The organism is Lysobacter sp. Root983 (genome assembly GCF_001429345.1).
In the GTDB taxonomy this organism is placed as follows: Bacteria; Pseudomonadota; Gammaproteobacteria; order Xanthomonadales; family Xanthomonadaceae; genus Lysobacter.
The window spans coordinates 404,329-428,339 of the sequence record NZ_LMJO01000012.1 but is presented as its reverse complement, the minus strand read 5'-3'; the positions used below and the strand labels follow the sequence as shown (position 1 = coordinate 428,339).

General features: G+C 69.5%; 20 protein-coding genes. 6 read left to right on the top strand and 14 right to left on the bottom strand.

Annotated features, from left to right (window positions below; all coding sequences use genetic code 11):
* Positions 1 to 87: 87 nt before the first annotated feature.
* Complete coding sequence (locus tag ASE43_RS09190) at positions 88 to 546, top strand: carboxymuconolactone decarboxylase family protein (RefSeq protein WP_057160253.1); 459 nt, start codon at positions 88 to 90, stop codon at positions 544 to 546.
* Positions 547 to 580: 34 nt separating this feature from the next.
* On the opposite strand, the gene ASE43_RS09185 is transcribed toward ASE43_RS09190, so the two are convergent.
* Positions 581 to 1,387: a class I SAM-dependent methyltransferase gene (locus ASE43_RS09185; protein ID WP_162258776.1), complete on the bottom strand. Its 807-nt coding sequence runs from the start codon at positions 1,385 to 1,387 to the stop codon at positions 581 to 583.
* Between the two features lie 233 nt (positions 1,388 to 1,620).
* Here ASE43_RS09185 and ASE43_RS09180 point away from each other — a divergent pair, with 233 nt between their 5' ends.
* From ASE43_RS09180 to ASE43_RS09170, 3 genes are all read left to right on the top strand, one after another.
* A complete protein-coding gene (locus ASE43_RS09180) occupies positions 1,621 to 2,670 on the top strand; it encodes a bifunctional nicotinamide-nucleotide adenylyltransferase/Nudix hydroxylase (protein ID WP_057160251.1) in 1,050 nt (349 codons plus the stop codon).
* Between the two features lie 64 nt (positions 2,671 to 2,734).
* Positions 2,735 to 4,159, top strand: a complete 1,425-nt coding sequence (locus tag ASE43_RS09175) for a nicotinate phosphoribosyltransferase (RefSeq protein WP_057160250.1) — start codon at positions 2,735 to 2,737, stop codon at positions 4,157 to 4,159.
* Positions 4,160 to 4,293: 134 nt separating this feature from the next.
* Positions 4,294 to 5,211, top strand: a complete 918-nt coding sequence (locus tag ASE43_RS09170; protein ID WP_057160249.1) for a rhodanese-like domain-containing protein — start codon at positions 4,294 to 4,296, stop codon at positions 5,209 to 5,211.
* Positions 5,212 to 5,221: 10 nt separating this feature from the next.
* Here ASE43_RS09170 and ASE43_RS09165 read toward each other — a convergent pair whose 3' ends face one another.
* Positions 5,222 to 5,617: a VOC family protein gene (locus ASE43_RS09165; RefSeq protein ID WP_056178156.1), complete on the bottom strand. Its 396-nt coding sequence runs from the start codon at positions 5,615 to 5,617 to the stop codon at positions 5,222 to 5,224.
* Positions 5,618 to 5,853: 236 nt separating this feature from the next.
* Between ASE43_RS09165 and ASE43_RS09160 the strand changes: the two genes are divergently transcribed.
* Positions 5,854 to 6,903, top strand: coding sequence for a diguanylate cyclase (locus ASE43_RS09160; RefSeq protein ID WP_056178152.1), 1,050 nt, complete (start codon positions 5,854 to 5,856; stop codon positions 6,901 to 6,903).
* 46 nt (positions 6,904 to 6,949) lie between these two features.
* Positions 6,950 to 7,234, top strand: coding sequence for a DUF4031 domain-containing protein (locus tag ASE43_RS09155; protein WP_057160248.1), 285 nt, complete (start codon positions 6,950 to 6,952; stop codon positions 7,232 to 7,234).
* A gap of 37 nt (positions 7,235 to 7,271) precedes the next feature.
* On the opposite strand, the gene ASE43_RS09150 is transcribed toward ASE43_RS09155, so the two are convergent.
* From ASE43_RS09150 to acnD, 12 genes are all read right to left on the bottom strand, one after another.
* Positions 7,272 to 8,033 carry an ABC transporter permease gene (locus ASE43_RS09150; protein WP_056178148.1) on the bottom strand — a complete coding sequence of 254 codons (762 nt, stop codon included), beginning with the start codon at positions 8,031 to 8,033 and terminating at the stop codon, positions 7,272 to 7,274.
* A complete protein-coding gene (locus ASE43_RS09145) occupies positions 8,030 to 9,007 on the bottom strand; it encodes an ABC transporter ATP-binding protein (protein WP_057160247.1) in 978 nt (325 codons plus the stop codon). The genes ASE43_RS09150 and ASE43_RS09145 overlap by 4 nt, the downstream gene beginning before the upstream one ends.
* Positions 9,008 to 9,136: 129 nt before the next feature.
* Complete coding sequence (locus ASE43_RS09140; RefSeq protein ID WP_082607201.1) at positions 9,137 to 10,249, bottom strand: NAD-dependent epimerase/dehydratase family protein; 1,113 nt, start codon at positions 10,247 to 10,249, stop codon at positions 9,137 to 9,139.
* 459 nt (positions 10,250 to 10,708) lie between these two features.
* Positions 10,709 to 11,308, bottom strand: coding sequence for an ankyrin repeat domain-containing protein (locus ASE43_RS09135; protein ID WP_057160246.1), 600 nt, complete (start codon positions 11,306 to 11,308; stop codon positions 10,709 to 10,711).
* 25 nt (positions 11,309 to 11,333) lie between these two features.
* The gene (locus ASE43_RS09130; protein WP_057160245.1) at positions 11,334 to 12,407 is read right to left on the bottom strand and encodes a hypothetical protein; all 1,074 of its coding nucleotides are present in this window, start codon (positions 12,405 to 12,407) and stop codon (positions 11,334 to 11,336) included.
* Positions 12,404 to 13,231 carry a hypothetical protein gene (locus ASE43_RS09125; protein ID WP_057160244.1) on the bottom strand — a complete coding sequence of 276 codons (828 nt, stop codon included), beginning with the start codon at positions 13,229 to 13,231 and terminating at the stop codon, positions 12,404 to 12,406. Before ASE43_RS09125 ends, ASE43_RS09130 begins: the two co-directional genes overlap by 4 nt.
* Before the next feature lie 3 nt (positions 13,232 to 13,234).
* Positions 13,235 to 13,783: a sigma-70 family RNA polymerase sigma factor gene (locus ASE43_RS09120; protein WP_162250647.1), complete on the bottom strand. Its 549-nt coding sequence runs from the start codon at positions 13,781 to 13,783 to the stop codon at positions 13,235 to 13,237.
* Positions 13,784 to 13,891: 108 nt separating this feature from the next.
* Positions 13,892 to 16,087 carry a DUF5916 domain-containing protein gene (locus tag ASE43_RS09115; RefSeq protein WP_057160243.1) on the bottom strand — a complete coding sequence of 732 codons (2,196 nt, stop codon included), beginning with the start codon at positions 16,085 to 16,087 and terminating at the stop codon, positions 13,892 to 13,894.
* 183 nt (positions 16,088 to 16,270) lie between these two features.
* A complete protein-coding gene (locus ASE43_RS09110) occupies positions 16,271 to 17,749 on the bottom strand; it encodes an XVIPCD domain-containing protein (RefSeq protein ID WP_056178133.1) in 1,479 nt (492 codons plus the stop codon).
* A 61-nt stretch (positions 17,750 to 17,810) separates the two neighbouring features.
* Positions 17,811 to 19,445: an XVIPCD domain-containing protein gene (locus ASE43_RS21820; protein WP_057160242.1), complete on the bottom strand. Its 1,635-nt coding sequence runs from the start codon at positions 19,443 to 19,445 to the stop codon at positions 17,811 to 17,813.
* Positions 19,446 to 19,790: 345 nt separating this feature from the next.
* Entirely contained in the window at positions 19,791 to 20,981 is a 1,191-nt protein-coding gene (gene prpF / locus ASE43_RS09100; RefSeq protein WP_057160241.1) for a 2-methylaconitate cis-trans isomerase PrpF, read from the bottom strand.
* 86 nt (positions 20,982 to 21,067) lie between these two features.
* The gene (acnD, locus tag ASE43_RS09095; protein ID WP_057160240.1) at positions 21,068 to 23,665 is read right to left on the bottom strand and encodes a Fe/S-dependent 2-methylisocitrate dehydratase AcnD; all 2,598 of its coding nucleotides are present in this window, start codon (positions 23,663 to 23,665) and stop codon (positions 21,068 to 21,070) included.
* Positions 23,666 to 24,011 lie beyond the last annotated feature (346 nt).

Sequence of the window (24,011 nt, the reverse complement as noted above, 5' to 3'; positions counted from 1 at the left end):
TCGGAATGTATTTCACCGATGAACATCCTAACCTGCTCCGCAGACGCCCGGCACGGGCGCCGCCTTTCCCCCTAACGGAGCACGCATATGTCGCAACGCCTCGACACCAATACCCTGCTGCCCAGCGGCCTCCAGGCCCTGGGCGCCCTGCACAGCGCGGTCGAACGCAGCGGCCTGGAAACCGCGCTGATCGACCTGATCAACGTGCGCGCCTCGCAGATCAACGGCTGCGCCTACTGCCTGTGGCTGCACACGCGCGAGGCCATGGCCCACGGCGAAACCGCCGAACGCCTGCAGTTGCTGCGAGTGTGGGACGAAGGTCCCTTCAGCGAACGCGAACGCGCCGCCCTGGCCTGGACCGAAGCGGTCACGCGCGTGGCCGACGCGCCGGTCGCCGACGCGGTCTATGCGCGCGCGCTGGCCGCGTTCGGCGAACAGTACCTGGGCGCGCTCAATTACGCGGTAATCGCGATCAACGCCTGGAACCGTCTGGCGATTCCGTTCCGCAAGACACCGCCGGCCACCCGCGCCGCCAACGCGGCATGAGGTTGACGGGGCGAGTAACGACGGTTGGCGCGCCTCAGAATCGGTAGCGCGCCAGCCGCCCCAGCCGGCGCAGCCAGCTCCAGCGGTCGTAGGCGCGGTAGACCCAGCGTTGGCGCGCGGGCAGACCCAGCACGTCGGGGCGTTCGCTCAAGCGCGGCTCGTCGACGAAGGTCAGGCGCGGATGCCAGTCCTCCATCTCGCGCGGATCGTCGACGCCCCAATCGCCGAAGCGCGCGCCGGTGCTGCGGCCGACCCAGGAGCGCCGCAGCAGGCGCAGGGCGAAGCGGCTATAGATGTCGCACAACCATTCGCCGCGCGGGAAGCGGTCGATCACGCGCTTCACCAAGTCGCGCGCGTCGGCCTCCTCCAGATACGGGAACAGGCCTTCGCTGATCACCAGCGCCGGGCGGCCGCCGGCGATCGGCGCCAGCCAGTCCGGATCGGACGCGTCCACCGCCAGCATGCGGTAGCTGCCGTAACGCTCGGGCAGCAACTCGCGACGCAGTTGGATGACCTGCGGATAGTCGATATCGATCCAGTCCAGATCGGCGGGCGGATTGATCCGAAACACGCGCGTGTCCAGGCCGCAGCCCAGGTGCAGCACGATGGTGTCGGGATGCTGCGCCAGCCATTCGCGCGCCCACTCGTCCAGCACCTTGGCGCGCAGGGCGATGCCGGCGATCTGGCCGGTATTGAGCGGGAAGTGGCCGAAGTCGTAGTCGATCCGGCGCACGATCTCGTCGGCCAGTTCGTCGTGCAGCAGCGGCTGCGCCGAACGGTTGTCCAGGGCCTTGGCGTAGAGCGTGATCAACAGCGTCTGCTGGGCGCCTTGCAATTGCACGTGCTTCCTCCCGCCTAGCGACGGGGCCGCCGCCGCGCGTCCGTTCGCGTCGGCATTCGCCCCATACGCGATCTTGCGACGGCGCATGTGAGGATCAGGCGTAGACGCGGCAGCGGCATCCCGGACGGGTCGCGAGCGAACCACGCGACCGCATTGTCGGCTTCGCGCGATCGGCGTAGCATGATCGACAAGCCCAGGGACAGACCCGGGGCTACTCACCGTGAGGGAGCCTCATGGACTACGACTACCTGGTTTTCATCGGGCGTTTCGAACCGTTCCACAACGGTCACGCCGCCGTCGCCCGCCTCGCCCTGACCAAGGCCCGCAAGGTCATCTTCCTGGTCGGCTCGGCCGACACCCCGCGCACCACCAAGAACCCGTTCACCGTGGCCGAGCGCGCGGTGATGATCCAATCCGCCTTGGGCGATGCCGCCGAACGCTTGATCGTGCGTCCGCTGCGCGATCGTCTCTACAACGAAAGCCGCTGGATCGCCGGCGTGCAGCGCGCGGTCGCCGAGGCGATCGCCCAGGACGGCGGCGACGCGCAGGCGCGGGTGGGCCTAATCGGTCAGGACAAGGACGCCTCCAGCTACTACCTGCGCGAGTTCCCGCAGTGGCAGCTGGTCGACGTGCAGCACACCGCCACCCTGTCGGCCACCGAACTGCGCCGCTATCTGTACGAGGCCAATCAGCTCGACAGCCACGGCGGCCTGATGCTGATCCGCGCCAACGTGCCCGGCCCGGTGTTCGACATGCTCGAGGCCTTCCGCAAGAACTCGCCGGCGTTCAAGCAACTGGTCGCCGAGCACCAGTTCATCGACACCTACCGCGCGGCCTGGGCCGACGCGCCCTACCCGCCCACCTTCGTCACCACCGACGCGGTGGTGGTGCATTCCGGCCACGTGCTGCTGGTGCGGCGCCGCGCCGAACCCGGCAAGGGCCTGTGGGCGCTGCCCGGCGGCTTCGTCGGCCAGGACGAAAGCCTGCTCGACGCCTGCCTGCGCGAGCTGCGCGAAGAGACCCGGCTGAAGATTCCGCTGCCGGTGCTGAAGGGATCGATCCGCCACCAGCACGTGTTCGACCACCCCGAACGCAGCCAGCGCGGGCGCACCATCACCCACGCCTTCCATTTCGACTTCCCCAGCGGCGAGCTGCCCGACGTGCGCGGCGGCGACGACGCCGACAAGGCGCGCTGGATTCCGGTCAGCGTGGCGCTGGAGATGGGCCCGCAGCTGTTCGAAGACCACCTGCACATACTCGAGTTCTTCCTCGGCCGCGGTTGAACCGCCGGCCGCCCCCGCCGGCGGACAGACCGCCGGTCATCCCGACGCGAAGGAGCTTCCCGTCATGCAATGCCTGAACAACCTGCTGCTCAACACCGACAGCTACAAGGCCAGTCACTGGCTGCAGTATCCGCCCGGCACCGACGCCACGTTCTTCTACGTCGAATCGCGCGGCGGCGTCTACGATCGCACCGTATTCTTCGGCTTGCAGGCGATCCTCAAGGAATACCTGGGCAAGCCGATCAGCCACGCCGATATCGACGAGGCGCGCGATCTCTACGCCGCGCACGGCGAGCCCTTCAACGAAGCCGGTTGGCGCTACATCGTCGATCACCACGGCGGCCTGCTGCCGCTGCGCATTCGCGCGGTGCCCGAAGGCACGGTGGTGCCGACCCATCAGGCCCTGGTCACGATCGAGTCCACCGACCCGCAGGCGTATTGGGTGCCGTCCTACGTCGAGACCCTGCTGCTGCGCCTGTGGTACCCGGTGACGGTGGCCACGATCAGCTGGCACGCCAAGCAGACCATCCGCCAGTTCCTGGAACGCACCAGCGACGATCCCGAAGGCCAGCTGCCGTTCAAGCTGCACGACTTCGGCGCGCGCGGCGTTTCCAGCGCCGAATCGGCCGCGCTGGGCGGCGTCGCCCACCTGGTCAACTTCATGGGCACCGACACCGTCGCCGGCCTGCTCGCCGCGCGCGCCTACTATCACGAGGCCATGGCCGGCTATTCGATCCCGGCCGCCGAGCACAGCACCATCACCAGCTGGGGCCGCGAGCACGAGGTCGACGCCTACCGCAACATGCTGCGCCAGTTCGCCAAGCCCGGCGCGATCGTGGCCGTGGTCTCGGACAGCTACGACATCTTCCACGCGATCCGCGAGCATTGGGGCAAGACCCTGCGCGAGGAAGTGATCGCCTCGGGCGCGACCGTGGTGATCCGCCCCGACTCCGGCGACCCGGTCGACGTGGTCCACCAGTGCCTGAGCCTGCTCGACGAAGCCTTCGGCCATACCGTCAACGGCAAGGGCTACAAGGTGCTCAACCACGTGCGGGTGATCCAGGGCGACGGCATCAACCCGACCAGCATCCGCGCGATCCTGGAACGCGCTACCAGCTACGGCTACGCCACCGACAACCTCGCCTTCGGCATGGGCGGCGCGCTGCTGCAACGCCTGGACCGCGACACCCAGAAGTTCGCGCTCAAGTGCTCGGCCGCGCGCGTGAACGGCGAATGGATCGACGTCTACAAGGACCCGGTCACCGACAAGGGCAAGGCCAGCAAACGCGGCCGCATGACCCTGCTGCGCCATCGCGAGTACGGCCACTTCAAGACCGTGCCGGTGCCGGCCGAGGCGGCGACGCTGGAAGACTTGGCTCGGCCTGCCGGTTACGACGACGCCATGGTCACGGTGTGGGAGAACGGCCGCCTGCTGCGCGACTGGCGTTTCGACGAGGTGCGCGCCCTGGCCAACGCCGCGCGGCTGTAAGCGCGGGCGCCACGTGCCCGTTGGCGCGGCGTGCCAGCCGCGCAACGCTGCTTCTTCCCGGCGCCGATTGCGCGGCGCCGGGGCTGCGCGGACACTGCCGCTCTGGCCCGCGTGGCCTGCCGCCCGAGACCCCGATGGACATGCTGCTGCACCTGATCGAAAGCTACGGCCTGCTCGTGGTCTTCGTCGCCGTGCTGCTGGATCAGGGCGGGCTGCCGGTGCCGGCCTACCCGCCGATCATCGTCACCGCCGCGATCGCGGTGGATCGCGGCGAGAGCCTGCTGGCGATCGTGCTGGTCGCCTCGGCCGCCGCGGTGGTCGCCGACTGGCTGTGGTTCCTGGGCGGGCGCCGGTTCGGCAATGCGCTGCTGAAGCTGATGTGCCGACTGTCGCTGTCGCCGGATTCCTGCGTGCTGATGACGCGCGGCGTGTACGCGCGCTGGGGCGCGCCCTCGCTGATCCTGGCCAAGTTCGTGCCCGGCTTCGCCGCGGTCGCGACCACCTTGGCCGGCGACACCGGCACCAGCACGCGCCGCTTCCTGCTGTTCGACGCGATCGGCGCGCTGCTATGGGCCAGCGTGGCGGTGGCGGTGGGCGCGGTGTTCCATCGCGCGGTCAACGACGTGCTCGCGCGCCTGGAAGCGCTGGGCCACTACGCACTGCCGGTGTTGCTGGCGCTGATCGCAGCCTTCGTGGCCTACAAGTGGGTGCGCCGGCAGTGGTTTCTGCGCCAGTTGCGCATGGCCCGGATCACGGTCGGCGAGCTATACCGCATGATCGAGGACGGCAGCGGCCCGACCATCCTGGACGTCCGCCGCGCCGAGAGCCGCGCCGAATCGGGCTGGATCCCGGGCGCGATCTTCGTCGCCACCCTGTCGGACGCGCCGTTGATACCAGCCGACGAAGTGATCGTCTATTGCGACTGTCCCAGCGAGGCCTCGGCGGCGGTGCTGGCGCAGGAACTCAAGCGCCGCGGCTACAAGCGCGTGCGCCCGCTCGCGGGCGGTTTCGCGGCCTGGGCGGCCGAAGGCCACGCGATCGCGCGCGACTGAGGACGCGCGCTCAGTCGGGCGCGCGCTCGTACAACTCCAGCGGCAGTTCGTCGGGGTCGGCGAAGAAGGTGTAGCGCCGGCCGGTGTATTCGTCCACGCGTACCGGCTCCACCGTCACGCCATGGCCCTGCAGGGCGCTTACCGCGGCGTCGATGTCGACCACCTCGAACGCCAGGTGGCGCAGGCCGCGCGCCTCCGGGTAGGACGGGCGCGGCGGCGGATCGGGAAACGAGAACAGCTCCAGCTGGCTGCCGTCGGGCAGGGCCAGGTCGAGCTTGTAGGAGTCGCGCGCCGCCCGGTAGGCCTCGGCGATCACCCGCAGCCCCAGCACCTGGGTGTAGAAGTGCTTGGAGCGCGGGTAGTCGGAGCAGATCAGGGCAACGTGATGGAGGGCGGAAATCCGCATGACGGTCGTCGCAATCGGGCGAGCCCCATTCTAGGGCGGGCATCGCCAGCTCGGTGCGGCCCCGCCTTCACGCCACGATCGGCATGCCGGTTCGACCGTGCCTGCGGGGCCGCGGCGCGGCCGCGTCGACATCGCCTGCACGACGATCTGAGACAATTCGGGCAGGACGAGCCGCATCCCCCACGACATCGCCCGACCCTGGTTCGAGACACTGGTCCAAGCCACAGGCTGTCGCAATGCCGTCCACCCAACTCGCCGCCGACCTGACGCAGTCGCACCTGCGTTTCATCCGCCGCATCCGTCGCATGCGCAGCATCGGCCTGGGCTTGGGCATGCTGTGCGTGGGCTCGGGCCTGTACGCCACCGACGCGCCGGCGGCGGTGTGGGCGCTGCTGGCGTTCAACGGCCTGGTCTGGCCGCACCTGGCCTATTGGCTGTCGCGCCGCAATGCCCACCCCGACCGCACCGAGTTCCGCAATCTGACCGTGGACTCGGCCATGGGCGGGGTCTGGATCGCGCTGATGCAGTTCAACCTGCTGCCCTCGGTGCTGCTGGCGGTGATGCTGACCATGGACAAGCTCAGCGTCGGCGGCCCGCGCTTCGCCTCGCGCGCGCTGCTGTGGATGATGGCCGCCTGCCTGATCGTGGCGGCCTTGAACGGTTTCGCGTTCGCGCCGCACAGCGGGCAGATGGAGATCCTGGGCTCGTTGCCGCTGCTGATCGCCTACCCGCTCACCATCGGCATCGCGACCTGGGAGCTGGGCCACAAGGTGCGCCTGCAGAACAAGCTGCTGCGCGAGGTCGCGGTGGTGGATTTCGCCTCCGGCCTGGCCAATCGCCGGCATTGGCTGGAAGTGGTGCGCGGCGAGCTCGCGCGCCACCAGCGCACCCAGCGGCCGGCGACCTTGATGATGATCGACATCGACCACTTCAAGCAGATCAACGACAGCCAGGGCCACACCGTCGGCGACCAGGTGATCGAGGAATTCGCCGCGCTGCTGCAGCATTGCCTGCGCGAAACCGACACCGCCGGCCGCTACGGCGGCGACGAGTTCGCGGTGGTGCTGCCGGGCTCCGACCTCAACGAGGCCCAGCACGTGGCCGAACGCGCCCTGGAGCGCGTGCGCGAGCGCCTGTTCGCGCAGGGCCTGCGCTGCTCGATCAGCATCGGCGCGGCCGAAGCCGGGCCGAGCACGCCCGACGCCGGGTCCTGGATCCGCAAGGCCGACAAGGCCCTGTACCGGGCCAAGGCCGCCGGCCGCGATCGCGTCGAACTGGCGCAGTGATGCCACCGCCTGGCGGATACTGGTCCCCTTCCCCACCGGATCGCGCATGACCGTCTACGTCGACGATGCCGTCTGGCCCTGGCGCGGCGTACGCTGGGCCCACCTGATGGCCGATACCCTGGACGAGCTGCACGCCTTCGCGCAGCGGCTGGGGATTCCGCGGCGCGCGTTCCAGAACAAGACCAGCGGCGCCCACTACGACGTCGACACCGCGATGCGCGAACGCGCGATCGCCCTGGGCGCGGTCGCGATCTCGCGCCATCGCGATCGCGAGCTGGTACATGCGGTGATCGCCAACGCCAAGGCGCAAGGCCGCGGCGAGCGGCCTTGATCGGACGCATCGCCGCGGCGAGCGGCCTTGCGCGCGCCTAGGACTTGAGCTTGTAGCCGGTGCGGAAGATCAGCCAGATCGCCAGCAGGCACAGCAGCAGGAAGGCCGCGGTCATGCCCACGCTGACCGCGATGCTGACGTCGGACACGCCGTAGAAGCTCCAGCGAAAGCCGCTGACCAGGTACACCACCGGATTGAACAGCGACAGCTTCTGCCACAGCGGCGGCAGCATGTGGATGGAATAGAAACTGCCGCCCAGGAAGGCCAGCGGAGTGACGATCATCATCGGCACGATCTGCAGCTTCTCGAAGCCGTCCGCCCAGACCCCGATGATGAAGCCGAACAGGCTGAAGCTGACCGCGGTCAGGACCAGGAAGCCGACCATCCAGAACGGGTGCGCGATCTCGAACGGCACGAACAAGCGCGCCGTGGCCAGCATGATCGCGCCCAGGATCACCGACTTGGTCGCGGCCGCGCCGACGTAGCCCAGCACCACCTCGACGAAGGAGATCGGCGCCGACAGGATCTCGAAGATGGTGCCGGTGAACTTGGGCATGTAGATGCCGAAGGAGGCGTTGGAGATGCTCTCGGTCAGCAGCGCCAGCATGATCAGGCCCGGCACGATGTAGGCGCCGTAGCTGATGCCGTCGATGGCGACCATGCGCGAGCCGATCGCCGAGCCGAACACGATGAAGTACAGCGAGGTCGACAGCACCGGCGAGGCGATGCTCTGCATCAGGGTCCGCCAGGTGCGGTGCATCTCGAAGTAGTAGATGGCGCGGATCGCGTAGACGTTCATGGCGTCGCTCCGCGCGCGCTGGAGCGCACCAGGCTGACGAAGATCTCCTCCAGCGAGCTCTGCGTGGTCTGCAGGTCCTTGAAGTCGATGCCGTGCTCGCCCAGGCAGCGCAGCAGCGCGGCGATGCCGGTCTCCTCGGCCTGGGCGTCGAAGGTGTAGACCAGTTCGTGGCCGTCGGCCGACAGCTCCAGCGCCAGCCCGGCCAGCGGTTCGGGCAGACGTTGCAGCGGCGTCTGCAGGTGCAGGGTCAGCTGCTTCTTGCCGAGCTTGCGCATCAGCGCCGCCTTGTCCTCGACCAGCACGATCTCGCCGTGGTTGATCACGCCGATGCGGTCGGCCATTTCCTCGGCCTCCTCGATGTAATGCGTGGTCAGGATCACGGTCACGCCGCTGGCGCGCAGCGCCGACACCATGTTCCACATGTCGCGGCGCAGCTCGACGTCGACCCCGGCGGTGGGTTCGTCCAGGAACAGCACCTTGGGCTCGTGCGCCAGCGCCTTGGCGATCAGCACACGGCGCTTCATGCCGCCGGACAGTGCCATGATCTTGGCGTCCTTCTTGTCCCACAGCGACAGGTCGCGCAGCACCTTTTCCAGATGCTGCGGATTGGGCGGCTTGCCGAACAGGCCGCGGCTGAACTTGACCGTGTCCCACACGCTTTCGAAGGCGTCGGTGGACAACTCCTGCGGCACCAGGCCGATCTTGGCGCGCGCGGCGCGGAAGTCGCGCAGGATGTCGTGGCCGTCGACGCGCACCGTACCCGAGGTGGGATTGACGATGCCGCAGACGATGCTGATCAGGGTGGTCTTGCCGGCGCCGTTCGGCCCCAACAGGGCGAAGATCTCGCCCTGGCGTATCGCCAGATCCACGCCTTTGAGGGCCTGGAAACCGCCGGCGTAGGCCTTGGTCAGGCCGACGATGGAGACGATGGCTTCGCTGGACGCGCGGTCGGGTGCTGGCGCGGTCGAGGGCATGGCAACTCCGTCAGGATCGGTGCGGCGACAGCAGGGCGGCGCCGGCGGCGCGGGATCCGCCGACTAGGTCGAGCGTCGCCACTCTACCCGACCCGGCGCGCACGCACTGTGCAGCGGACGGCGTCGCGCTCAGGCCGCGATCGCGAGTTCCTCGCCATGCTGCTGCGCGGCATGGTCCTGCAGCACGCGATCGAGCAGCTTGCGCTCCAACAGGGCCAGTTCGAACGGCAACTGCTCGGGCGTAGGCGTCGCGCGCGCGACCACGGGCGCGGGTTGCGGCAGCGGCGCCGTCCGCAGGCAGCCCATGCCGTACAAGGTCTCGCGCACGGCGGTGTCCAGGTCGGTGCGCGGCTCCTCGCCGAGGAAGCCGAGCAGACGGCGGTTGTCCAGCCGCACCGGCTCCATCCACAGCCGGCGCTGTTCGGCGATGTCGCGGAACATCGGCAGCAGCGGCGAACTCATGCGCAGCAGGGCCCAGGGAAAGCGCTTCACGCGCAGGCCGGCGCGCCCGAGCGCGCGCGCGATCGCCGCGGTCATGGCGCTGCCGTCGGCGTCCCAATGTCCGCCGACATGGAAACGCTCGTAGGCGTCCAGGCGCTCCTCCTGTTCGACCAGGCGCAGCATGGTTTCGGCCAGATCCGGCAGATAGCACCACTGGTGACCGATGCCGACGCGGCCGGGGTAGCGCACGCCGCTCACCGCGCGGCCGGGTTCGACCATGGCCTGGGCGAACCAACTGTGGCCGGCGTGCGGCCCGAAGTGGTCGCCGCTGCGCACGATCAGGGCGCGCGCGCCCTGCTCCACCGCGTCGCGCAGGCGCCGCTCCATCTCCACCCGCAGCGCGCCGCGCCGCGTCTGCGGCTGCTGTGGCGCGTCCTCCGCCACCGACGCCGAGGGCGCGTAGTTGCTGGCGCTACCCGGCAACAGCAGACGCGCGCGGCCGGCGATGGCGGCGTCCAGGCTGTGCTGCAGCATGCTCAGCGACTGCGTATCGCCGTCCTGGAACACGGACGGGTTCACCGCATGCACGATCAGCGACGCGCCCTTGGCGGCCTGCATCACGTCGTCGCGCTGCATCGCGTCGCCGCGCCACCAATAGATGCCGTTGCCGCGGCGCCCGGCCATGCGGCTGCGGTGCTGCAGCGCGTGCACTTCCCAGCCACGCCGGACCAGGCGCACCGCGACTTCTCCGCCGATGCCGCCGCTGGCGCCCAGGACCAGGGCGCGTCTGTTCGAGTTCATCCTGCCCTCCGTTGCCTGCGCCGGTCGCGACACGACCGGCCTGTGGCATACCTTGGCATCGCGGTCATGGCGGCGTAACTGACGAATGTCATCCGCTGCGTACGCAGGTCGCATGCATCGTGTGCGCGCCGTCGCGAGAACGATCGCTGCCGCACAGCACGCCCCGGGGACAGGCCGCATGCTCGCGCCAGGGCCGCATGCGCGAAGCGAGGCCGGGATCGGCTTGACGTTGGTTGGCGCCAGGGAGCGCGCCGGACCGGCCGCCGGAGTTTCCGTCGCCTGGTCTTGAGCGCCGGCCGCCGGCACTACGCTTCCGGGCCGGGCGGCGGGCCGCATGAGCACGAGCCTGACGATGTCGCATCGCCGCGGCTTGCTGCCGAGTGTGCGCGCGACCGTCGCGTTTCTCGCCGATCGCCTGCGCGCGACGCCGGAGTCCGGCGCCCGATCGACGCGTCCCGATCAGCGGCGCGCGCCGCGCTCGATCAGATAGCGGCGTACGTCGTCTGTGCGCGCCTGATTCAGCGGCGAGCGCCACACCGGCGCCGCGCCCGCATGCGCACGCACCGCTACGCCCAGGTTAACGTCCGCGCCGCGTTCGACCAGGTAGGCGACCGCACGCGCATCGCCGCTGCGCGCGGCGTTGATCAGCGCGGTCTCGTCGTCTTCGACGATGGCGTCTATGTCCGCGCCGGCTTCGACCAGGCGGCGAACCACCGCCAGGTTGTCGCGCTGCGCGGCGGCCGCGATCAGGGCGTTGCCGTCGCCGCGCACGCGCAGGTCGACCTGGGCGCCCAGGCGCAGCAGCTCGGCGACCAGGGCCGGATCGCGCCGGCGCGCGGCTTCGATCAGGGCGGTGCCGTCGCCGGGCACGGCCGCGTCGACGTCGGCGCCGCGCGCGACCAGGTGACGCAGCGCGTCGATGCGACCGGCCCTGACCGCGTCGATCAAAGCCGCGCCGTCCTCGGCGGCGGCGCTGGCCGGTTTCAGCAGCATCGAGGCCAACAGGCCCAGCACCAGCGCCGCATAGAGCGCGGCGCGAATCGGATAGCGGATACGCATGCGGGCAGCTCCGGAACTGTTGCGCTCAGCGGCGCGGGCGATTGGGGTCGTAGCCGGCGTCGATCAGCACGCGTTGCACCGCGCGTTGTTCGTCGGCCGTGGCGGCCTGGTGATACAGCTTCATCACCACGCCTTCGTTGGACGCGACCAGCAGGCTCTTCAGCACTTCCTGGCGCAGCAGCGGCGCGCTGCGCACGTTCGGATACAGGGCCAGCAGATCGCGGGTGGCGTTGGCGGTGCCCAGGGCCTGGATCGCGGCGATCCGGGTACCCGAATCGGTGGAACTGTTGGCGACCTCGGCCAGCACCTCGCTTTGCCCGGCCACGCCCAGCGCCTGCAGCGCGCCGCGGCGCAGGCTCGCGTTCGAACTGCGGCGCGCGACCTCGGCCAGATCCTGGTAGCTGCCCGCCACGCCCATCGCCTTGAGCACCAGCAGCTTGCGATCGGCCTGCGGCACCGCGGCGTAGACCTGGCGCAGCTCGTCGCCGGCGTTGGCCACCGCCAGCATGCGCACCGCACGCTCGGACAGCAGCGGATCGTTGCCGCGCGCGACCACCGCCACCTGCGCCAGCGCGCCGGCGTCGTCCATCTGACTGAGCAGGAACAGCGCGCGTTGCTTCAGGCGCGGCGCACCGTTGCCGTTGAGCAGGGCCACCAGTTTCGGGATCGCCTGCGCGGGCGGCTGCCGCAGCAGCGCGGTCAGCGAGTCGTCGCCATCGACCACCGGCGCCTGGTTCCTGCCGTGCAGCAGCTGCGCGGCGTCGCGGTTCCAGCGGCTGCGCGGGAACTCGCCACGCAGGCGCTTGACCAGCGCGGTCGCCTCGTCGTCGCGGCCGGCGCGCATGAGCGCGTAAGCCTGCCAATAGATGGCCGCGTCGACCGCATCGGGCTCGCTCTGGCGCAGGCGCCGTTCGAGATCGGCGAAACGCAGTTGCGCGCCCCTCCAGTCGCCCGAGCCCAGGGCGCTGTGGCCCTGCCAATACAGGGCGTTCATCTCGCCGCCCGGATCCAGCGGCACCGCCGCCAGGGGCGCGGCGAACAGCAGCGTGGCCAGGGTCAGCGCCGTCAGGCGCGGACGCAGTGGGATGTGGCGGATCATGTCGTCGCTCCTTCCTGCGCGGCGGCGCTGCCGCTGCGCTGTTGCAAACGCGCTTCGACCGCGCGCACCTGGAACACAAGATCGCTGCCGTCGACATAGTCGCGCAGCGCGTTTTCTTGTTCGACGCCCGCGGCGGGCGTTCGGTTAGCCAGTTCGATCAGGGTCGGCTCCAGCGAATGCAGGAAGCCGGCCAGCGCGCGGTCGCCGCGCTCGGCCGCGGCGGCGGCATAGAGACGGTTGTCGTCGACCAGATCGCGCACATAGGCCGGATCCATCGGCGCCAGCGCCCCGCCCTCGTTGTTGACCACGCTCAGCAACAGGCCTTCGGTGCTGCGCAGATGTCCGGCCACGTAGGCGTCGAGCACGCGGTCGGCGCGGTCGTTGCCGGTGCCCTCCGGCGCGGGCACGGGCGCGGCGGGCTGGGCCGCGACCGGCGCGGCCGGTGGCATCGGGTCGCGGCCTGCGAACGGCAGATAGACCGCCAGCGCCAGCACGGCGGTCGCGGCCAGGCCGGCGCCCCAGGCGCGCAGACGGCGGCGCGGCCGCGCATGCGCACGCGCGGTCGCGCGCGGCGCCGACGCGGTGGCCGGCGCCGACGCCTCGGCCAGACGCGGCTGCAGGCGCTGCCACAGCCGCGCTTCCAGGTCCGGATCGTAGGGCGGCAGCGCGTCGGCGTCGGCCGCGGCCAACAGCTGGCGCAGGCGCTGATAGCGCGCGGCGAGCTCGGGCGAGGCGGCCAGCGCGGACGCGATCTCGCGCAGGCGCTCGGGCGCAAGGCCGTCGCGGTAGTGGTACAGGATCAGGTCGTCGTCGCGGATGGACATGGCTTACCTCAAGGTTTCCAGGGCGTCGCGCAATTTGCGCACCGCGCGGAAGATGGCCTGCTTGCACTGGCCGGTATTCATACCCAGGGTTTCGGCGATCCGCTCCAGCGGTTCGCCTTCCCAATGACGCAGGACGAAAGCGGCGCGCTCGGACGGACTCAGGCGCTGCATCTGGCGGTCGATGCGCAGGCCGATCTGCACGCCGGAGGCGCGCGCCTCCGGATCCGGCGCGTCGTCCGGCAGCGCGGCCAGAAAATCCGCCCCTTCCTCGTCCTCCGGATGGGCGGCGGGGCCGTCCTGGCGATGGCGGGCGTCGCGGCGCAGTTGCTCCAGCGCCGCGTTCACCGCGATCCGGTGCAGCCAGGTCGAGAACGCGGCGCGGCCGTCGTAGCCGGCCAGGCCGCGCCAGGCCTTGTAGAACGCCTCCTGCACCGCGTCCTCGGCCAACGCGGCGTCGCGGGTGATGCGGAAGCACAACTGGAACAGCGGCCGCGCGTGCGCGTCCACCAGCCCGCGGAACGCGCGCTCGTCGCCGGCGCGTGCGCGTGCCACCGCCGATTGCGCTGCGCTGTCCAAGGGTGGGTCGCCGCCGTCCATCCCCTTAGGATGCACCCACCCCGCGATCGGTTAGCCCGGATGTGCGGGCGCCGTCCCCCCGGCCTAGAACCGGTAGCGGATCTTGGCCAGCAGCTGGTCTGCGTCGCGCAGCCCCAGGGCGTCGTCGAACAGGGCGCCGCCGCCGATCCCGTCGCGCTCCTGACGCCGGTAGCCGCCGCGCGAATAGGCCAGGAACACGTCCGACTGCGGCCCCAGCAGATAGCGGTAGCGCAGCTGCAGGCCGAAGTTGTTGACGTCGAAGTCCGGCAGCGCCTGGCCGCTGGCGGCCATCCGGCCCGAGGGCTGCAGCCGGTAGCGTTGGCCGCGGCTGCCGCGCACCGCCACCCACTCCGACTTCAGGCGCAGCTCGTGGCGCTGGCCCGGGAACCAGCTCAGACCGAGGCTGGCGAAGTCGCCACGGCGCGCGTAGCGGCCGAAATTGCGCCCGCCTTCCCAGATCAGCCAGTCCTCGCCGCGGTCCGGGCCGAACTCGAACGAGGCGTTGAAGGCGTCGCTGGGGTACCAGTTGGCGCTGAGCACCACCTCCTGGGTCGGGCGCGCGCTCAGCCCGCGCGGCGACAGTTCGATCGAGGCGCTCAGCGACCAGTCGCCGTAGCGGCGGCTGCTGTAGCCGACCTCGGCGTCGTAGCGGCCCGAGCGCTGCCACAGTCCGTTGCCGCGCGAGATCAGGTCGTCCGCGCCGTCGCTGATCAGGCTGGCCTCAAGGTAAATCAGGTCGCCGTTGCGGAAGTTGAGGTTGCCGCCCAGCAGCAGATAGGTCGGCGGACGGTCGCCGCGGTCGTTGCTGCGCGCCTGCAGTTCGGCCGACCAGCGCGTGCTGCCGAGTTTCGAGGCCGCATCCTCGATCCGGTGCAGATACACCGCGGTCGCCTCCATTTCGTTGAGGCTGGCGCGGCGCTGGAAACCGAGGTCGTTGAAGTCGAGCCGGTCGCCGAAGTGGGTGAGCTCCAACTCGTAGCGCCAGCGGTTCGACGGCGTCCAATTGATGCGCAGCCAGGCGCCGCTGTCGTCGCTGCTGCGTCCGGCCTGGTCGATGAAACTGGCCAGAGCCTGGGCGTTGACGATCAATCGGTCGTTCGGTTTCCAGCTCAGATCCAGCGCCTGCACCTGCGCCTCGCGATCGCGATGGGGCCGTTGCACCAGGCTGCCCAACCAACCCAGGTTCAGCCCCGGGCGCAGCGGGTACTGCAACCGCGCCGCATAGAAGTCGCGACCCGCCTGGCCATCCTCGCTGGCTGCGAGCAGACCGTAGCCCAGGGCGCCCACCGAGCCGTTGAGCTTGAGCGCGGCATCGATGTCGCTGGCGCCGGAGCCGTCGTCGGCAGCGCCGCCGATGCGGCGGGTGTGGATCAGCCGGCCGGCGTCCGGTGTGGTCAGATCGAAGATGCTCTGGTTCTCGGTGAAGAACGGGCGGCGGTCGCTGTAGAAGGTCTCGACCGCGTCGAAGTTGATCACCAGATCGTCGGACTCGACCTGGCCGAAATCCGGATTGACGGTGGCGCTGAGCTGGAAGGTCGGCGAAGGCTTCCAGAACACATCGACGCCGGCGTTGTAGCGGGTGCGGCCGTCTATCAGGTCGTGGTGGGCGGTCAGGTAAGGCCAGAAGTGCAGCAAAGGCTTGCGGTACTGGGCGATTTCGATCGGCTCGAAGCCGGACACGAAACGCCCGCGCGAGGTCGCCACCGCCGGCGTGGCCTGGCGCTCGCCGTTGCTGCCCAGGGTGCGGCTGAAGTAGACGTTGATCTTGCGCGTGGCGGCGTCGGCGCCGCGCATGGTCGCGACCGACCACGGGATCAGCAGTTCGGCCTGCCAGCCGGTGGCGGTCTCGCTCACCGCCCAGGACCAGTCGGTGTCCCAGTCCAGGTTCAGTACGTTCTCGTTGACGACCACGCCGTCCTGCACCGAGCCGGCGCGGTCGACGCTGAAGCTGTAGGCGCTGCGACCGTCGCCGTCGAAATCGATGCTGACGTTGACGCGATCGGCGGCGCGGTCCTGGTCGCGTTCCAGCCGCGGTTTGACCCGCGCGAACGCGCTGGACTGCTCCAGCTCGAACGCCACCGCGATGCCCTCCGGCGTGGACAGCAGGCGCGCCGTGGTGCCCGCGCCGGCGGGCGGCGCTTCCAAGCGGTAGGGCTCGGTGACCTTGAAGTCCTGATACGCGCGCGCCTGCTGCCACTGCGCCTCGTCGACCTTGCCGTCGATCGCGATGGCCGCCTGCGCGCCGCCGGCGAACATCATCGGCAATACCCATCCACCGCATGCCCAGGCATGCGTGCTGCGCTTACTCGTTGTCATCTCAATCCCGGTGCGTTGCGTCTACAGGATTGGATGGGATGCGGCGGCGGTGGTTAGCCGGGTTTCGTCCCGGCGCAACAGGCCTGCGCCGAGCCGTGAACGGCCAGGCGCAGGCGACGACGCGGATTACTGGACCAAGCCGCGGTTCTGTTGCTGGCCCTGCTGCCAACCCTGCTGGGTCGGCGTGGCCACATTGGCGATCTCCTGGCTGTTCTGCTGCAGGGTGCGGTTGAGCAGGTTCTGCTCGGGATGGAGCACCACGTCGCGCGCGCCGCTGAAGCCATGATCGCGCACCGCATACAGATTGCCTTCGTGACTCACCACCCGCGAGATGTCGGGCATGTGATTCTGCTTGGCGAACAAGGCCACCGACGAGGCCAGCACTTCCTGCTGCTGCGGCGCAAGCGCCTTGTACTCGGCTTGCACGCATTTGAGCGCGTTGTTGAACAGCGGATGATCCGGATGGCGCTGGTCGTTGAGCAGGATCGCCTGCGGCTGCTGCGGCGCGCCCAACGGCAGGCCGCCGAAGCCGCCTTCCTGCAGGCTGCCGATGCCGCCGTAGGTCTGGCGCATGGTGCTGCGGATCTGATCGCGCATGCTGGGGGACAGCGTCAGCTGATCCTCACGGTAGTCGCCGGGCATGGGCTTGATCTCGACCTTGTCGCGGTACTGGCCGTGCCGATCCAGTTCCCACTCGTGACCGCTGTTGGCGCTGCGGCCGACCAATCGCAGATTGCTGGTTTCGTTGTAGGCGTCCGCCGCATGGGCCTTGGTGATGCCGCCGTCCGGTGCGTACTTCATCATCTCCTTGGACAGGATCTCGAACGGCACCCGATGGTCGATGTCGAGGGCGTCGCGGGTCAGCAGCTGGCCGGAGGCGTCGCATTTGAACAGGTGCACGTCGCTGATCTTGCCGGTGGTCGGGCTCTTGATCTGCACCGTGGTCGCATAGGCCTGTTCCAGCTGCGCCTCATACCACTTGCCGGCGACGCGGGCATCGAAGCTCAGGCCCTTGCGCCCCTCATCGGCCGACCACGGCGTTTCCATGGTGGTCTTGTGGCGTCGCGCCAGGTCGCGGTCTTCGTCGAACGCGGGATGGTTGACGTTGGTGTCGAAACCCAGGCGCTCGTCGACCCACTTCTGCCATTGCGGCGAGTTCGGCCCGTGGGTGGCGTAGATCAGGTCCGCGCTGTCGCGGGCGCGGTTCACCACCGCCGGCAGCATGCGCAGGTTGCCGACGTCGTTGTAGGCGTAGTGGGCATCGGCCTGATTATCGACGCCCTTGTTGACGCAGTGCTGCTTCCACGGCGTGACGTGATCGATGTCCAGCGCGTCGATGCTGTGCCAGGTATCGGTGGTGGCGTTGTGGAACAGCGCGACCCGGCCCTGGTCGGTTTCGACCGGCTGCGCATACATGTTCTTGAACGCCCAGTCGTTGCGCATGTACTCGACGGTGGAGTCGTAGAAGGCCAGCGACTCGCGCGTGTCCTGACTGGTCCAGGGCGTGGTCTGCAGACGACCGCCGTGCTGGGTCGGCTTCAGGTCCTCCCAGCTGACCAGGGTGACGTGTTGTCCGCTTTGCAGGGTGACGTCTTCGAAAGGCATGGTTGGGCTCCTTGGCGGTGACGCATCGGCGTCCTTGGCGGGCGGGCGGCGGGCGGACCCGTCAGTAAGTCATCGGTTGCTGCTGGCCCTGCCCTGGCGCGGGCGCCTTGGCCGGCGTGGGCAGCTTGTCGATAACGGAAGTGTTCTGCTCCACGGTGCGGCTGGCGGCCAGGTCGGCCCCCGCCGACGCGATCAGGCGCCCGGGCGAGTTGGGGTTCTGCACCACGAACAACTTGCCTTCGCTATAGGCCACCTGATCGATCGCGGTCATCTGGTTGGCCTTGGCCACCCAGGCCAGCGACGAGGCCGCGTTCTCCTGCTGGGTCGGGCCGAGCTTCGCGCCCGGCCCCGCCTGCAGGCACTTCAGCGCCTGCGCGAACAGCGGATGATCGGGATGGCGCGGGTCGTTCATCAGCGGCGCGGCCGCGACGGCCGCCGCGAACGCGAACACCGGGGGCTGCGTCTGCGCGCTGGGCTGCGGCGCGCCGCCGAGGCCCGTCGCCGCTGCGGCCACCGTCGGCGACGCGGCGAACGAGGGCGTGGACGACAAGGGATTGAACACCGGCGTCGAGGGTGTGGACGACAAGGGGTTGAACGCGGGCGTCGAGAGCGACGGGCTCGCGGCCGCGGCCGACGCGGCCAGCGGCGGCGCCGCGTTCGAACGCGATTCGCTGCCCAGCCGCATCGGCGCGACTTCGTCGTCGATGAAATCGTCGAACTCGCCGGACAACTCCGGGTCTTCGTCGTCGCGGTAGTTGCCGAACTGGTCCAGCTCCCACTCGTGCGAACTGTTGGCGCTGCGCGAGACCAGGCGCAGGTTGCTGGTCTCGTTGAACGCGTCCAGCGCGTTGGCCTTGGTCGCCACGCCGCCCTCGGCGTACTTCACCATCTCCTTTGCCAGGATCTCGAACGGCACCTCATGGTCGATGTCGAGAGCGTCGCGCGTGCATAGCTGGCCGGACGCCGCGCAATGGAACAACGGCACCGCGGTGACCTTGCCGGTGGTCGGGCTGGTCATCTCGACGCTGCCGGCGTAGCTCTCCTTGAGTTGGTGGTCGAACCATTTGTCGAGCACGCGGGTGTCGAAGCTGAGGCCTTTGCGGCCCTCGCTGGAATCCCAATCCCGGCCGGTGGTGGCGACGGTGCGCCGCGCCAGGTCGCTCTCGGCGTCGTAGGCCGGATGGGCCGCGTCGGGGTCGAAGGCGAAATGCTTCTTGACCCAGGCCTTGGTCTGCGGGGAGTCGTTGCCGTGCTCCTCCAGCATGGTCTCGAAACTTTCGCGCGCGCGATTGACCGGCGACGGCAGCAGGCGCAGGTTGCCGACGTCGTTGTAGGCGCGGTTGGCGTCGGCGTAGTTATCGACCTTGAGCGCGGTGAGATGCTCCTTCCACTTGCGCGCGTGGTCGATGTCCAGCGCGTCGGCCGAATGCCAGGTATCGGTGGCGGCGTTGTGAAACAGCAGCAGATGCTTGCCGTCCTTCGACGCTTTGGTGGGCGACATGTGCTCGATCGCCCAGTCGTTGCGCATGTAGTCGATGGTCGACTCGTAGAAGCCCACGCCCTTGCGCGGATGGCTGGGGTTCCAGGCCTTGGCCTGCAGATCGTCGCCGTGCTGGGTCGGCGCCTCGTCTTCCCACTTCACCAAGGTGACCCGGCCGCCGCCGTGCAACTGGGTCGGAATGAACTCATGCGCCATGCTGCCTCTCCCTGTCGATGAAACCGACTTCCGTGATGACTGGCGGATCGACGACCGGCGCTCGTCCCCAGGCGCCGGCCTTGCCCCGGCCGGATCGAGCTCACGGCGGGCACGGCGGCGAGGATACCGCTACTCGCCACCTCCATGACACTTTTAATCCACACATACCGTGGACATAAACGACGAGCGGTCGTGCCGGAACGCGGCCCGGTCGGCAGCGCCGAACCGGCGCCATGGCCCAGCCACGCTCGGCGGGTAAACGGCCCCAGCGGCGACGGCCGGCCAGAGCGGGCGGCGGCGCGGGCGCTCGCCGCCGGCCTTGTCCCTTCTTAGCTTGCCCCTTGCTTAGAAGGAGTCGGCGGGCACGCGCACCCAGCCTTCCATCAGCACGCGCGCGCTGCGGCTCATCGAGGCCTTAGTCACGGCCCACTCGCCGTCGACCTGACGCGCTTCCACGCCCACCCGCAGGGTCCCGGAAGGATGGCCGAAGCGCACCGCGGCGCGGTCGTTGCCGCCGCCCGCGGCCAGGTTCACCACGGTGCCGGGCACCGAGGCGGCGGTGGCGATCGCGACCGCGGCCGTGCCCATCATCGCGTGGTGCAGCTTGCCCATCGACAGCGCGCGCGCGAGCAGATCGATGTCGGCGGCGGCGATACGCTTGCCGCCCGACGAGGTGTAGTCCTGCGGCGGCGCGACGAACGCGACCTTGGGCGTGTGCTGGCGCTGCACCGCGCCGGAGATGTCCGCAATCAGGCCCATGCGCACCGCGCCGTGGGCGCGGATGGTTTCGAACTTGGCCAGCGCGGCGGGATCGCCGTTGATCGCGTCCTGCAGTTCGGCGCCGGTGTAGCCCAGGTCGGCGGCGTTGAGAAAGATGGTCGGCACGCCTGCGTTGATCATGGTCGCGCGCAGCGTGCCCACGCCCGGCACGTCCAGGTCGTCGACGATGTTGCCGGTGGGGAACATCGCGCCACCGCCCTCGCCTTCGTCGGCCGGATCCAGGAATTCCAGCTGGATCTCGGCGGCCGGGAAGGTCACGCCATCGAGTTCGAAATCGCCGGTCTCCTGGACCTGGCCGTTGCTGACCGGCACGTGCGCGATGATGGTCTTGCCGATGTTGGCCTGCCAGATGCGCACGATCGCGATGCCGTCGTGCGGCACGCGCGCGGGATCGATCAGACCGGCGGCGATCGCGAACGGGCCCACCGCGGAACTGAGGTTGCCGCAGTTGCCGCTCCAGTCGACGAAGGACTGCGAGATGCCGACCTGGCCGTAGAGATAATCGACGTCGTGCTCCGGCACCGCCGACTTGGCCAGGATCACGCACTTGCTGGTGCTGGACGTCGCGCCGCCCATGCCGTCGGTGTGCTTGCCGTAAGGATCGGGCGAACCGATCACGCGCAGCAGCAGAGCATCGCGCGCCGTCCCCGGCACCTGGGCCGCGGCGGGCAGATCCTCCAGACGGAAGAACACGCCCTTGCTGGTGCCGCCGCGCATGTAGGTGGCGGGGATGCGGAGCTGGGGGAGGTGCGACATGGGCGATGGCTTCCGTGGATCGGGGGAATGGTTGCGTAAGGATCGCGACCTCGACCGCCGCGGCGGCGAGGTCGGCGATACCGGCCTCAAGCCGCCTGCGCGGACTCGAGGAAATCGTTGGCGAAACGCTGCAACACGCCGCCGGCCTCGTAGATCGAGACTTCCTCGGCGGTGTCCAGGCGGCAGGTCACCGGCACGTCCACGCGCTCGCCGTTGCGACGGTGGATCACCAGGGTCAGGGTCGCGCGCGGGGTGCGCTCGCCGATCACATCAAAGGTCTCGGTGCCGTCGATGCCCAGCGTGTTGCGGTCGGTGCCGGGCAGGAATTCCAGCGGCAGCACGCCCATGCCGATCAGGTTGGTGCGGTGGATACGCTCGAAGCCCTCGGCGGCGATCGCTTCCACACCCGCCAGGCGCACGCCCTTGGCCGCCCAGTCGCGCGAGGAGCCCTGACCGTAGTCGGCGCCGGCGACGATGATCAACGGCTGGCGGCGCTCCATATAGGTCTCGATCGCCTCCCACATGCGCGTGACCTCGCCTTCCGGCTCGATCCGCGCCAGCGACCCCTGACGCACCTTGCCGGCCTCGTCGCGCACCATTTCGTTGAGCAGCTTGGGATTGGCGAAGGTCGCGCGCTGCGCGGTGAGGTGGTCGCCGCGATGGGTCGCGTAGGAATTGAAGTCCTCTTCCGGCACGCCCATCTTGGCCAGGTATTCGCCGGCCGCGCTGTCGAGCATGATCGCGTTGGACGGCGAGAGATGGTCGGTGGTGATGTTGTCGCCCAGCACCGCCAGCGGGCGCATGCCGCTGAGCGTGCGTTCGCCGGCCAGCGCGCCTTCCCAATACGGCGGGCGGCGGATGTAGGTGCTCTGCGGGCGCCAGGCGTACAGCGGGTCGATGCTGCCGCCGACGGCGCCGTCGGAGCGGAACATGGGCTCGTAGACCTGGCGGAACTGCTCCGGCTTCACGCTGCTGGCGACGATCGCGTCGATCTCCTCGTCGCTGGGCCAGATGTCCTTGAGCGTGATCGGCTGGCCGTCGGGGTCGTAGCCCAGCGCGTCCTTCTCGATGTCGAAACGCACCGTGCCGGCGATCGCGTAGGCGACCACCAGCGGCGGCGAGGCCAGGAAGGCCTGCTTGGCGTAGGGATGGATGCGGCCGTCGAAATTGCGGTTGCCCGACAGCACCGCGGTCGCGTACAGATCGCGTTCGATCACTTCCTTCTGGATCGCCGGGTCCAGCGCGCCGCTCATGCCGTTGCAGGTGGTGCAGGCGAAGGCGACGATGCCGAAGCCCAACCGCTCCAGTTCGCTCAGCAGGCCGGCCTCTTCCAGGTACAGCTGCACCGCCTTGGAACCGGGCGCGAGCGAGCTCTTCACCCACGGCCGGCGCACCAGGCCGCGCGCATTGGCGTTGCGCGCGATCAGGCCGGCGGCGATCACGTTGCGCGGGTTGCTGGTGTTGGTGCAGCTGGTGATGGCGGCGATGATGACCGCGCCGTCGGGCATCTGACCCGGCACGTCCTGCCACTGCCCGGCGATGCCGCGCGCGGCCAGTTCGGAGGTCGGCAGCCGCTTATGCGGATTGGACGGGCCGGCCATGTTGCGCACCACGGTCGACAGGTCGAACTCGAGCACACGCTCGTATTGCGCGCCGACCAGGGCGTCGGCCCACAGGCCGGTCTGCTTGGCGTAGGTTTCGACCAGCTTGACCTGGGCGTCCTCGCGGCCGGTCAGGCGCAGGTAGTCGATGGTCTTGTCGTCGATGAAGAACATCGCCGCGGTGGCGCCGTACTCGGGCGCCATGTTGGAAATGGTGGCGCGGTCGCCCAGGGTCAGCGCGGACGCACCTGTACCGTAGAACTCCAGGTAGGCGCCGACCACCTTGGACTGGCGCAGGAACTCGGTCAGCGCCAGCACGATGTCGGTGGCGGTGATGCCGGCCTGCGGTTTGCCGCTCAGGTGCACGCCGACGATCTCGGGCAGGCGCATCCACGACGCGCGGCCCAGCATCACGCTCTCGGCTTCCAGGCCGCCGACGCCGATCGCGATCACGCCCAGCGCGTCCACGTGCGGGGTGTGGCTGTCGGTGCCGACCAGGGTGTCGGGGAAGGCCACGCCGTCGCGCGCATGCACCACCGGCGACATCCGCTCCAGATTGATCTGATGCATGATCCCGTTGCCCGGCGGAATCACATCGACGTTGCGGAACGCGCGCTTGGTCCAGTTGATGAAGTGGAAGCGGTCCTCGTTGCGGCGGTCCTCGACGGCGCGGTTCTTGGCGAACGCGTCCTTGTCGAAACCGCCGTGCTCCACCGCCAGCGAGTGGTCCACGATCAGTTGGGTCGGCACCACCGGATTGATCTGCGAGGGGTCGCCGCCGCGCTCGGCGATGGCGTCGCGCAGGCCGGCCAGGTCGACCAGCGCGGTCTGGCCGAGGATGTCGTGGCAGACCACGCGCGCCGGGAACCAGGGGAAGTCCAGGTCGCTGCGGCGCTCGATCAACTGGGTCAGGTAGGCCGCCAGCATCGCCGGCTCGGCGCGCCGCACCAGGTTCTCGGCGTGCACGCGCGAGGTATAGGGCAGGCGGTCGTAGGCGCCGGGCGCGATCGCCTCGACCGCGGCGCGTGCGTCGAAATAGTCGAGCGTGGTGCCCGGTAGCGGCTTGCGGTATTCAGTGTTCATGGCTGGCGGCTGGCTTCAATGCGAAAGGACGGTCTTGCATGTGCCGGCATCGCAATGGCGACGGCGCCACGCACGAACCCAGGCCCGCCACATGCGCGCATGCGGTAACCAGGAAAACGGCGATGCCGAGGCCGGGAGTCGCCGGCAGGGGCGATTATCCCGCAATTGCCGCCGCGCCGGGGCCAGGCGGCGGCAAAGCCGGGCGTTCCGGGCCACGTAAGCGCCGTCGCAAGCCGGGCGAACGCGCGGCGGCCGATTCGGCCGCGCCGACGCCCGTCACCCAAGGCGACCGCGGTTACCCCGTGGTTTGACCGGCCCCGTCGAAACGGGCAATCCTCGCCCCTCC